The sequence below is a fragment of the Flavobacterium sp. W1B genome (assembly GCF_047344965.1).
Lineage (GTDB): Bacteria > Bacteroidota > Bacteroidia > Flavobacteriales > Flavobacteriaceae > Flavobacterium.
Window position 1 is genome coordinate 2106697 of the sequence record NZ_CP178845.1, and the last position, 12141, is coordinate 2118837.

Sequence of the window (12141 nt, forward strand, 5' to 3'; positions counted from 1 at the left end):
ACCATGATTTTATGAAAAAAACAATTTATATAATACTCTTAGTATTCGTATTTTTTTCTGCCAAAGCGGCTAAAGTTGATACTTTAGAAGTTTTTAGTACTTCGATGAATAAAAATATAAAAACCTGTGTAATAACTCCAGAAGGGTATAAAAAAAAGAATAAAAAATTCCCGGTTGTTTATCTGCTTCATGGGTATAGTGGAAATTATGCGACTTGGTTAAAAAGTTTTAAAGAGGTTGGTGAGCAGGCCGATAAATATGGTTTTATAGTAATTGGTGTTGACGGGAATTATTCAAGTTGGTATTTTGATAGTCCGATAGATCCTACTTTTAAATATGAAACTTATATAATCGATGAATTAATTCCTTTTATAGACAAGAAATACAAAACGATAGCAAGTCGCGAAGGTAGAGCTATATCAGGTCTAAGTATGGGTGGTCACGGAGCCTTGTATTTGTCGTTCAAGCATCAGGAAGTATTTGGTGCGGCAGGAAGTATGAGCGGAGGAGTTGATTTTCGTCCATTTCCTGAAAAGTGGGATATAAAAAAGCGTCTAGGTTCAATAACGGATTTTCCTGAAAATTGGGACAAAAACACGGTTGTCAATATGCTAAAATTAGTAGAAGGCAATAAGCTAAATCTTATTATTGATTGCGGTGTTGATGATTTTTTTATTGATGTAAACAGACAGCTTCACGAGAAGATGTTGACTTTAAAAATAAACCACGATTATATAGAACGTCCTGGTAAACACAACATCGACTATTGGGAAAACTCCTTAAAATTTCAATTGCTGTTTTTCTATAATTTTTTTAATGATAAAGTAAAAATAAAATAAACGTCAGCTTATGAAATATCTATATTCCAAAATTCTATTCCTTTTTATAATTGCGTCTTGTTTTTCTCAGAAAACAGGAGAAATAGGAAATATTAAATTTGTGCAGCTTACCGATTTGCATGTTTCTGTTGGAAATGATAATGACTTTTTATTGCAAAATATTGTAAAAGAAATTAATAATTCGGATTACGAATTTGTGGTGGTAACAGGCGATTTAACCAATCGTGGTGCCGATGATGAACTGAAACAGGTTCATTCTATTCTCTCTAATTTAAAAATTCCCTATTATGTAATTTCTGGAAATCACGAAACCAATTGGAGTGAAAGTGCGGGTTTGACGTATAAAAAAATATGGGGAGCTGACCGGTTTGTATTTTCAAAAGGCGAGTATCTTTTTATAGGTTTTCCCTGTGGACCTTACATGAAAATGGGAGACGGATTTGTGAAGCATGAAGATGTTCTTTGGCTCGATAAAACATTAAAAGACAGTCTTAAAAACAGTAATAAAAAAGTATTGAATTTTGCACATTATCCATTAGATAACAGTGTTAGCAATTATAAAGAAGTACTTTCTGTTTTAGAAAAATACCCTACAGTTGCTAGTTTCTGTGGTCACGGACATACGTTGAAAAAATATAATTTCTCTGGTTTGAGTGGTATAATGGGAGCATCGATTACGTCACGAGATGGGAAAACTAAGAGTTATAACGAAGTAATTATTAGCAAAGATAGTATTAGTGTTTATCAGAAAGAGTTAGATAAATCGGGCGTTTTTAAATTTTCAGTTCCAACAAAACCTTCAAAAATAGAAATTGAAAAAGATTCAAAAACAGATTTTTTGCCTTTTATAAAAGACATTGCGTCACTTTATAGTATTCCTAGTTTTGATAAAAAGAGTATTTATTTTGCCAATTCTATTGGAGAAATTCAATCGGTTAGTTTGAAAAATAAGACTGTGAATTGGAAAATAGAAACAGGAAATTCCATTTATTTCGAACCAAAGATTATAAAAAACAGACTCGTTATTGGAACAATAGAAGGGAATATTTTGGGATTTGATAAACAATTGGGCCAGCAAAAATGGAGTATTCCTGTTGGTGGAGTTTTGGTAGGTTCGCCAATTGTAGAAAATAATAAATTGTATACAGCGAGTTCAACAGCCTTTATTAGCATCGATGCAGTTAGTGGACAAATAATTTGGCAAAATAAATTGCCATTGTCTTATTCGCAAGGAACGCCTTTAATACAAGGTGATAAAATCATTTTTGGAGCATGGGATACTAATATGTATGGCTTGAATAAAAATACGGGAGCACTTATCTGGAAATGGAATAACGGAAATGATAAACAAGTTTTGTATTCAGCAGGAAATGTAAATGTAGTGTCGTCAAAAAGTAGACTTTATTTTGTTACTCCCGAACGCTTTTTGACAATTTTAGACATAGAAACAGGACAAACTCTTTTGAGAACTTCTAAATGGAAAGTTAGGGAATCGATGGGGAAAAGCCAAGATGGAAAATGGTTTTACGCGAAAACAATGAACGGCGAACTTTTGAGATTACCGCTTACTGATGATTTGGAATTAACCGAAGAAAATCTAGTTAGCCAAAGCAAAGTTTTAGATTTAAAACTGGGTTACGAGCATAATCCTGCGCCAATACTGGAGAATAATAACAAGATCTACATAGGCAGCCGAAAAGGGGAGGTTGTAATTGTTGATGCTGAGAAATTTCAGATTATAAAACAAATCAATTTAGGAAGTTCCAGTGTAAATGGATTTTCAGTCGATAATAAAGGAAGAGTTTGGACATCTCTTATAGAAGGCGGAATTTATTTGTTAGAGTGATTTTAAAGCATATTAATTAACCAAAAACAGTAATTATGAAGAGTATAAAACTTTTGATTCTAGTGCTATTGTTTCAAACCAATCTTTTTAGCCAAGAATCGCCAAAAAGAGAAATGCGAGCGGCTTGGATATCTACCGTAGATAATATTGATTGGCCATCAAAACCGGGTCTTTCTGATACAGAAATGAGAGCCGAAATGATAACGATTTTAGATAATTTACGGTCGTATAATCTGAATACCGTAGTTTTTCAAATTCGTCCTACGGCTGATGCTTATTACAAATCAACCAAAGAGCCAGCATCACATTGGATAACTGGAAATCAGGGAATTGCTCCCGGTTTTGATCCATTGCAGTTAATGATTGATGAAGCAGGGAAAAGAGGAATGAGTGTACACGTTTGGTTGAATCCTTATCGCGTTCAAAAAGACACAACCAAAGAGGTACTTGCAAAAACACATTTGTATTTTAAGAAACCAGACTTGTTTCTTACTTATGGAAAAACCAGATATTTTAATCCGGGTTATAAAGAAACTAGGGATTTTGTTTCCTCGGTAGTGGGCGAAATTGTTCGAAATTATGACATTCAGGCCATACACATGGATGATTATTTTTATCCGTATAAAATTGCAGGGCAAGAATTTCCTGACCAAATAGCATTCGAAAAAGAACCGCGTCAGTTTAAAGACAAAGACGATTGGAGAAGAAATAATGTCGATTTGATAATTAAACAAATAAGAGACACTATTACAGCCAATAAACCAGAAGTCGAATTTGGAATTTCCCCTTTTGGAGTATGGCGAAATAAATCGAAAGATTCAGATGGTTCAAACACGGTGGCGGGCGTTACAAATTATGATGATTTGTATGCCAATATTTTGAAATGGCAGAAAGAAAATTGGATTGACTACGTAACACCTCAATTGTACTGGCATATTGGTTTTGATAGAGCCGATTTTGAAGTTTTGACAAAGTGGTGGGCAGCTCACAAATATGGAGCTAATGTTTATATCGGTCACGGTGAATATAAGATTTCCAAAACTGCTAAAGAGGTAGAGTGGAGAAGCCCAGATCAAATTGTGAAGCAAATAGAACTGACAAGAGCTGTTCCTTTAATTGATGGCTCGATGCATTTTACTGCAAATGTTTTTAAGAGAATGGGAGACACACTTAGAAAACCGATTATCCAGAAGCACTATAAACACATCGCATTGACACCCGAAGCCAATAGAATTACAAGAATAAAACCACAACCACCCATAAGTGCTTCGATTGCTCAAAAAGCTGGTAAAACACTTCTTGATTGGAAGCCGGGAGCCAACAATCAAAAATATGTGATTTATAGATTTACTAAAGGAAAGTTAACTGATTTTTCCAATGCGGAGAATATCTATTATGTAACCACAGCTACAAAATTAGAAGTGCCCAATGCTAGTTTAAAAAATTACACTTATGCTGTTACGGCTTTGAGTCCAACGCAAACGGAAAGCGCCCCAATACAATTTAAATAAAATGAAAAAAATGAAAATAAGTATTTTACTAATTGCAGTTTTATTGAGTTCTTTGAATGTAGTACAAGCTCAAAAATTGGATTTAATTCCAAAGCCTGTACAGATAGAACAGCAAGGAAAAGTGTTTGTAATTCCCTCGTCTGTAAAGATTATCATTGATAAAAAAATACAAAATAGTGCAGATTATATTGCAAGTGGTTTTTTAAAAAATTCAGGTATTAATTCGAAAGTTTCTGTTGGAAACAAGCAGGAGAAAAATGCAATATCATTTTTGGTAGATGAAAAAATGAGCCTTCCTAATGATGGTTATGAATTAAGCGTAACTAAAAAAGGAGTTCTGGTTAAAGGGAAATCTCGAAACGGAGTCCTGAATGGTTTTCAGACTTTACTTCAAATTTGTTCTGCAAAAGAAGTAAAAAAAGGAACAATTCCTTTTGTAAAAATAGAAGATTATCCTCGTTTTGAATGGCGCGGAATGATGCTTGATGTTTCAAGACAGTTTTTTGATAAAGAAACCGTTAAAAAATATATTGATTGGTTAGCGGCGCACAAAATGAATGTTTTTCATTGGCACCTTACCGATGATAACGGTTGGAGAGTCGAGATTAAATCGATGCCAGATTTAACTTTAAAAGGTGGATTTAGAGGACCTGGTGAAGTTTTATTGCCTTCGTATGGTTCAGGCAATAAGCGTTACGGAGGATATTATACCCAAGAAGATATCAAAGAAGTTGTCGCTTATGCTCTCGAGAGAGGAATTTCGATCATGCCCGAAATCGAAATTCCGGGACATTCTCGTGCCGTAACAGCATCGTATCCAGAAATTGGCTGTGTAACAACACAGGAAACCAAAAGTGTTCAAGGGGAAGTGAAGAACGTATGGTGCGTAGGACGTGAAGAAAATTTTGAAATTTTAGATGGTATAATCAAAGAATTTACAGAAATGTTTCCTTTTGACTACATTCATATTGCAGGCGATGAGGTGAACCGTGCCAATTGGGAGCAATGTCCAAAATGTAAAGCGGTGATGGTAAAAGAAGGATATACAGATACTTTTCAGCTTCAGAATTATTTCTTTAAACGTGTTGAGAAAATTGTTGAGAAATACAATAAGAAATCAGCAGGTTGGAACGAAATTATGAAAGGTGGAGAGCTGAGTCCTAAAACAGAAATTTTTGCATGGCAAGGTATAAGCTCCGGAATAGAATCTGTTAAGAAAGGACACCCAACAATTATGATTCCGGGGCAATATACTTATTTTGATATGGCACAATCTGAGAATGAACGTGGCCATCGTTGGGCTGCTATTACCGACACAAAAAGAGCCTATTCGTTTGAACCTATTCCAGAAAGTGATCTAACAGCAGAGGAACAAAAATTGATAAAAGGAGTTCAAGGAGCTTTGTGGAGTGAATATTTAGACCGTCCGACACGATTTGTAGAATACCAAAGTTATCCAAGGATAAGTGCCTTGGCCGAAATTGGATGGACACAAAAAGAAGGTAAAAACTGGGATGACTTTTATGCAAGATTAACAAATAGCCATTTGCAACGTTTGGCTAATATGGGAATTGCCTTTAGAGATTTTCCACCTACAGCAATTTATAAAAGCGGTAGTATTACTGTAACGCCACCTTATGAAGGTGCTGTTGTACGCTATGATGCACAAGGAAACGAACCGACGAGACAATCACCTTTATATACAAATCCGATTCAAACAAAAGATTACGAGCAATACCAATTCCGTACTTTTTTTAATGAAGATACTGCAAGTCCAGCTGTGAAAGTAGAGAAACTGCCAGTTGCAACTTGGAATACTTCAAAAGTAGAAACCTTAACTATTTCAGAGAATATTTCAGAACATATCGATAAAAAAGGAATTTGGTACTTAACTTTTAATCCAACGGCAGACGGAGCAACTAGTGGCGTAATAAGAGCAATTTCTCTTTTTGAAAATGATAAATTGATACAAACGTATTCAGAAGATAGAACATTAAAATCAAAACCTCGTTTGCGTTTTGTGGTTGAAAATTACAATGATAAAAATACGTATCGTTTAGACTTTACGGTTGAAAATAAAGAAGCTAATGAATCCGCTGCAAGCGTAAACTTTAATTGCACGCCTTATTTGGAACCAGAAGTAAAAGTTACTTCGTCTATGGCTGAAAATCCAAAATTTCCATTCACAAGATTAGAAGATTATAATATAGAAACTTATTTGCGTACAGATGCTCCATGTGTAAATGGAGATTGGATTCTATACACTTTTACAAATCCAGTTGTTTCATCTAAAATTGATGTGTTGACAGGAATTCCGCACCATCCAAGATTTATTATCAATGATGGTCATGTTGAGTATTCTTATAATGGTGTTGATTTTATAAAGGGAGATGCCTTTGATTATGGAAATGCATCTATCTACCCAAAACAAGCTGTAAAAGCAGTAAAAATTGTGATCACAGGAACAAACAATGAACCTCTTATGGCAGGTCAGGATTTAAGAATTAACCCTTAAAAAGAAATGAAAAAGTCAGCAATTAGAATAGTCCTTGTTTTTTTGATCCTTTTAGGGATTAGTTGTCGTTCGGTTAAAAAATCAAATAAAACTTTCGATACAAAGCAAAATGAAGTTTACATCGATTCGATGATGAATAATGCGCTCGAAAAAGGGTTTTTTCCAGGCGGTCAAATTGTTGTGGGGAGCAAAGATTCTATTTTTATATCGAAAAATTACGGCTATCAGGATTATTCCAAAAAAGAAGTGGTAAAAACTGACGATGTATATGATTTGGCTTCAATGTCAAAAGTTTTGGGAGCGACCGTTGTGGCTATGCGTTTGGTTGGAGAACATAAAATAAATCTGGACGACAAATTGGGTGATGCAGTTCCCGTGTATAAAAATACTGCTATTGCCGATTTGACTCTTTTTGAATTACTGACGCATACAACAGGGCTAAAATCAGGAATCACTTTTTATCAAAGTTTGCTGTCTACATCCGATGGATTGCCTTTTTTAAATAGTCAAAAGTCGGAGAATTATCCGGATTTATTTGACAATATGTATGTAAACAAAAATATAGTTTACGATACCACCTACTTGTCTTTCGAACCAAAAGACAAGTATATTCAGGTTTATAAAAACATGTGGTTGAATCCTGAATTTTATAAATCGATGTATGAAAAAATAGCGTTGGCCAAGACCAATCCACGAGGAAATTATTTATACAGCGACCTCAATTTGATTTTGGTACAACAAATGATGGAAGCAAAAACTGGTTTGAAACTGGATCAGCTAGCAAGAGAGATTTATAATGAATTAGGAATTTCAAAAATAGGTTACAATCCTTTGAAATGGACTTCGGCGCAAGATGTTATTCCAACTGAAATTGATAATTTTTTTAGAAAAGACACTATTAAAGGATATGTGCACGATGAAGCGGCTGCTCTTTTAGGAGGCGTTTCTGGAAATGCAGGATTGTTTGCAAATGCAGCATCCATTTCAGTGCTATGTCAAATGTTGCTTAATAATGGAAACTATCAAGGAAAACAAGTTTTAAAAGCAAAGGTGGTCGCAGCGTTTACAAAATCACCTTTGGCTAAAAAAGGAATTTATCGCGGATTGGGTTTTGATAAACGAAAACCGGATGCATTTTATAATAAAAATGATTTTGGGCATACCGGTTTTACGGGAACTTTTTTCTTTTTGAATCCTGAGAATAACAGATTTCTGATTATTCTTACGAATCGTGTCAATCCCACTCGAACCAACAAATTAATGTATAATGATAATTTTTCTCCGAAAATTTGGAAAAAAATAAACCAATAAACAATTACCTCTATGAAAAAACTAACCCTAATTTGCGTGCTGATTGCAACAGTTTCTTTTGCACAAAAGATACAAACAGGCGCCGAAAATTATAAAGAATACCTGCCTTTGTTGAAAGGTAAAACTATTGGGATTGTAACCAATCAAACAGGAATTATTGATAAAAAAACGCATCTCGTTGATTTATTAGTCGAAAAAAAAATAAAGATAAAAACCATTTTCGCTCCAGAACATGGCTTTCGTGGTACTGCCGATGCAGGAGAGCATGTATCGGATGAAGTTGATGCTAAAACGGGTTTATCCATTGCATCGCTTTATGGAAAAAACAATAAACCAAGTCCTGAGCAATTGAAAGGTATTGATGTTATGGTTTTTGATTTGCAAGATGTGGGAACTAGATTGTACACTTATGTTTCTACGATGCATCGAATAATGGAAGTGTGTGCGGAGAATAACATTCCGCTAATTGTAATGGATCGTCCCAATCCAAATATCGCAATTGTTGATGGTCCAGTTTTAGATATTGCTTTTCAAAGTGGCATTGGTATGCACCGAACTCCTTTGTTGCACGGAATGACTTTGGGAGAACAAGCTAAAATGATTAATGGCCAAAAATGGCTGAAAGATGGTATTCAATGTCAATTGACTGTCATTCCTTGTTTGAATTACAACAGAAGTATGACTTATAGTTTGCCTGTTAGGCCTTCACCGAATTTGCCGAATGACCAATCCATCAATTTATATGTTAGTTTGTGCCTTTTTGAAGGAACGAATATAAGTATGGGACGCGGAACTGAAAAACAATTTCAAATTTATGGTTCGCCTGATTTGCCAAAAAGCGATTTTGCATTTACTCCCAAACCTAATTTTGGCGATAAAGACCCTTTGTACAATGGAATAGAATGTAATGGTGAGGATTTATCGGCAATTCCAAGAATTAACAGACTGGAAATAAAATGGCTTATCAAAGCGTATCAATCGTGTTTAGATAAGTCAAAATTTTTCGATAAAAGAAAGTTTGCAATACGAGCTGGAAATGATAAACTACAGCAACAAATTGAAGCCGGAATTTCAGAAGAAGAAATCAGAAATAGCTGGAATGATGGTTTGCGTGATTTTAAAAAAATGAGAAAACAGTATCTAATTTACAACGAAAAATAAAAAAATAACTCTGACTCTGCTGAAACCCAAACTGCTTTTATCTTTATATTTTAAAGCAATAAATAAAGCCTTTTTATTCTTGCCTTGTCCTGAAACGGGGGAGAAATGATGTCTTAAAAACAGATCAAAATCTCAAATCTCGTTTTAAATTTAATGCTAATTTTTAGGTAGTATTAAACCTGCTATTTGACTTTTATCTGTAGAGTTTTAAAAAATGCTGAATCAAATCTTTCAGAATTGAATTTGTTTTATACATTTGGTTTTAAATAATATTTGCGTTATTTCTAATATAATTGAGTGTTATTTACAGAATATTAATTTTTAATGAGAAAGTTTAAATTATGGCATTTTCAAGTTTATTTAGGAAAAAGACAGTAGAGGATATTTTAAAACAAGTTGAAAAAAACGAAACTGATGGTCATAATGCATTAGGTAGGTATTTAACAGCTAGAGATTTAACAGCTTTTGGTATCGCGGCAATTGTTGGTGCCGGTATTTTTAGCACTATTGGAAAAGCTAGTTCGGATGGAGGACCTGCAGTAATCTTTCTTTTCATATTTACCGCTTTGGCCTGTAGTTTTGCAGCTTTTGCTTATGCTGAATTTGCTTCGATGGTTCCTGTTTCCGGAAGTGCGTATACCTATTCTTATGTAGCTTTTGGTGAATTAATTGCTTGGATTATTGGTTGGGCACTTATTATGGAGTATGCTGTTGGTAATATAACGGTTGCCATTTCTTGGAGTGATTATTTTACAGGTCTGCTCGAAAGTGGCGGAATTAAACTCCCCCAATGGGTTCAGATGGATTATTTAACGGCTTCAAATGGATTTAATGACGCCACTGCTTTACTACAAGGTGGGAAATCTTTTGAGAATTTAAGCACATCGATGCAGGCTGCTTACACAGCTTGGACGACTTCGCCAACGATTGGCTCTTTCCATTTAGTTGCCGATTTGCCCGCTCTATTTATTATTATTCTGATTACTACTTTAGTGTATCGTGGTATGAAAGAATCTAGAAATGCTAGTAATATGATGGTGGTGGTAAAATTGAGTATCATCCTTTTAGTTATCGCGGTAGGTGCGTTTTATGTTGATACTGAGAATTGGTCTCCTTTTGCACCAAATGGGGTTAGTGGAGTTTTGAAAGGAGTTTCGGCTGTTTTCTTTGCTTATATTGGTTTTGATGCTATATCTACCACTGCCGAAGAATGTAAGGATCCGCAACGCGATTTGCCTCGCGGGATGATGTGGGCTATTATAATCTGTACTATTTTATATGTTGTTATTGCTTTGGTATTAACCGGAATGGTAAATTATACTGAATTGAATGTTGGCGATCCTTTGGCTTTTGTTTTTCATAAATTAGATTTAAAATGGATGTCTGGTATTATTGCAGTAAGTGCTGTAATTGCTATGGCGAGCGTTTTATTGGTTTTTCAAATGGGGCAACCTCGTATTTGGATGAGCATGAGCCGTGACGGTTTGTTACCGAAGCGCTTTTCTAAAGTGCATCCAAAATACAAAACACCTTCCTATGCAACCATTGTAACAGGTTTTGTAGTAGCGGTTCCTGCTTTATTTTTGAACTTAACCATAGTTACTGATTTGTGTAGTATCGGAACTTTGTTTGCCTTTGTATTGGTTTGTGCAGGTGTATTGGTTTTGCAAAATAAACCTAATATTCCAAGAGGGAAATTCAAAACACCTTATGTAAATTCGAAATACGTTGTTCCTTTTATGCTAATTGCGGGTCTTTATTACGCGTTTAATTATAACAATAAGGCCACGATGGATTTTATTATTAATGAAACCCAAATATATGCGGCTACTGATATTATTACATCGTTGAACAAAGAAGAATCTGAAAAGGTTTATAATTATTTAGTAAGCATTGATGCTAAAAATAATACGAATGAGGTTTTGGATTTAGAAAAATTATTAAGCCAGTACCAGCAAGATGAAACAAAATATGCTTCGATTGTAGCGGGATTGCCAATAGATAATTCTCTAAAATATGAAAGTGGTTTCGGCTTATTTAAGCACAAAATTCCAATGTGGATTTTCTTGATCGTTTTAGTTGGACTTACATTTTGGTCATTCCGTAAAAATTTATCTTTAATCCCATTATTAGGCCTAGTTTGTTGTTTGTACATGATGGCAGAACTAAGCGTTTGGAATTGGATTTACTTTACGATTTGGTTGCTTATAGGGCTTGTGATTTACTTTGGCTTCAGTCGTAAAAACAGTAAGCTGAATACAATCGAGTCTTAATTATTGACGAATCTGAATTTATAAGAAAGAGGCTGTTTCAAAATGGATTTGAAACAGCCTCTTATTCTTTTGATTAGCCAATACTAGAATTTGGTATTTAAGGTTTAAATCTTAATAAACCATAAAAAAAAAGCTACCTTTTTTAGGCAGCTTTTTTTGGTATTTCGATTAAGTCTTAGAATTGGTATCTAACCCCTAATGCGATATCAGAACCATAATTGTTTTTGTAGTAACCATTTCCTCCAAATTCAGGTCTGAAATCTAAAGAAATCAACAATGGAATGTCAAAGTTGTATTCAATTCCAATGTCTCCTGCTGCAAAAACGAAGGTGTCATTATAGGAATTACCATTTTTGTCATCATAACCGTAATTACCTAAACCTCCACCAACACCAGCATACCAGTTGAAGCCACCATCAATGTTCCATACCCATTGATACAATCCTGCTAGTTTAACAGCATGAGAATCATATCCGTTATTGTTGAAGTTATCTCTACTTCTCCAACCTAAATCCAATTCAAGTCTGTTATTGTTGGATAATCCTCTTTGATAAGAAACTTCTCCACCAAAACCGCTGTTATCTCCTAGACGTAAACCTAATGCATTTTTCGAAATGTCTTGTGCTTGTGCGCTAATTGCTAATCCTAATAGCATAATAGCCGATAAAATAATTTTTTTCATAAA

Annotated in this window: 8 protein-coding genes; 7 read left to right on the forward strand and 1 reads right to left on the reverse strand. The window is 34.5% G+C overall.

The features are described 5' to 3' along the window. Positions 1-11: 11 nt before the first annotated feature. The 7 genes from ACMDB5_RS09115 to ACMDB5_RS09145 all read left to right on the forward strand — a co-directional run bounded on the left by ACMDB5_RS09115 (position 12) and on the right by ACMDB5_RS09145 (position 11456). Positions 12-839 carry an alpha/beta hydrolase gene (locus ACMDB5_RS09115; RefSeq protein WP_413997952.1) on the forward strand — a complete coding sequence of 276 codons (828 nt, stop codon included), beginning with the start codon at positions 12-14 and terminating at the stop codon, positions 837-839. 10 nt (positions 840-849) lie between these two features. Further along, positions 850-2685, forward strand: coding sequence for a PQQ-binding-like beta-propeller repeat protein (locus tag ACMDB5_RS09120; RefSeq protein WP_413997953.1), 1836 nt, complete (start codon positions 850-852; stop codon positions 2683-2685). A 35-nt stretch (positions 2686-2720) separates the two neighbouring features. Further along, a complete protein-coding gene (locus ACMDB5_RS09125; protein ID WP_413997954.1) occupies positions 2721-4196 on the forward strand; it encodes a glycoside hydrolase family 10 protein in 1476 nt (491 codons plus the stop codon). Positions 4197-4206: 10 nt separating this feature from the next. Further along, positions 4207-6711 (forward strand): beta-N-acetylhexosaminidase, encoded by a 2505-nt coding sequence (locus ACMDB5_RS09130; protein WP_413997955.1) that lies wholly within the window; start codon positions 4207-4209, stop codon positions 6709-6711. A gap of 6 nt (positions 6712-6717) precedes the next feature. Continuing rightward, positions 6718-8022 (forward strand): serine hydrolase domain-containing protein, encoded by a 1305-nt coding sequence (locus tag ACMDB5_RS09135; protein ID WP_413997956.1) that lies wholly within the window; start codon positions 6718-6720, stop codon positions 8020-8022. 12 nt (positions 8023-8034) lie between these two features. Next, a complete protein-coding gene (locus tag ACMDB5_RS09140) occupies positions 8035-9183 on the forward strand; it encodes an exo-beta-N-acetylmuramidase NamZ domain-containing protein (protein ID WP_413997957.1) in 1149 nt (382 codons plus the stop codon). Between the two features lie 341 nt (positions 9184-9524). After that, positions 9525-11456: an amino acid permease gene (locus ACMDB5_RS09145; RefSeq protein WP_413997958.1), complete on the forward strand. Its 1932-nt coding sequence runs from the start codon at positions 9525-9527 to the stop codon at positions 11454-11456. 175 nt (positions 11457-11631) lie between these two features. Here the strand turns inward: ACMDB5_RS09145 and ACMDB5_RS09150 are convergent, their stop codons facing one another. Then, on the reverse strand, positions 11632-12138 hold the full coding sequence (locus ACMDB5_RS09150; RefSeq protein WP_413997959.1) for a hypothetical protein: 507 nt from the start codon (positions 12136-12138) through the stop codon (positions 11632-11634). Between the last annotated feature and the right edge of the window lie 3 nt (positions 12139-12141).

What these genes read in the sequence shown, in the direction of transcription:
- ACMDB5_RS09115 (WP_413997952.1), top strand. Translation starts at nt 12, where the DNA reads ATGAAAAAAACAATTTATATAATACTCTTAGTATTCGTATTTTTTTCT.
- ACMDB5_RS09120 (WP_413997953.1), top strand. Translation starts at nt 850, where the DNA reads ATGAAATATCTATATTCCAAAATTCTATTCCTTTTTATAATTGCGTCT.
- ACMDB5_RS09125 (WP_413997954.1), top strand. Translation starts at nt 2,721, where the DNA reads ATGAAGAGTATAAAACTTTTGATTCTAGTGCTATTGTTTCAAACCAAT.
- ACMDB5_RS09130 (WP_413997955.1), top strand. Translation starts at nt 4,207, where the DNA reads ATGAAAATAAGTATTTTACTAATTGCAGTTTTATTGAGTTCTTTGAAT.
- ACMDB5_RS09135 (WP_413997956.1), top strand. Translation starts at nt 6,718, where the DNA reads ATGAAAAAGTCAGCAATTAGAATAGTCCTTGTTTTTTTGATCCTTTTA.
- ACMDB5_RS09140 (WP_413997957.1), top strand. Translation starts at nt 8,035, where the DNA reads ATGAAAAAACTAACCCTAATTTGCGTGCTGATTGCAACAGTTTCTTTT.
- ACMDB5_RS09145 (WP_413997958.1), top strand. Translation starts at nt 9,525, where the DNA reads ATGGCATTTTCAAGTTTATTTAGGAAAAAGACAGTAGAGGATATTTTA.
- ACMDB5_RS09150 (WP_413997959.1), bottom strand. Translation starts at nt 12,138, where the DNA reads ATGAAAAAAATTATTTTATCGGCTATTATGCTATTAGGATTAGCAATT.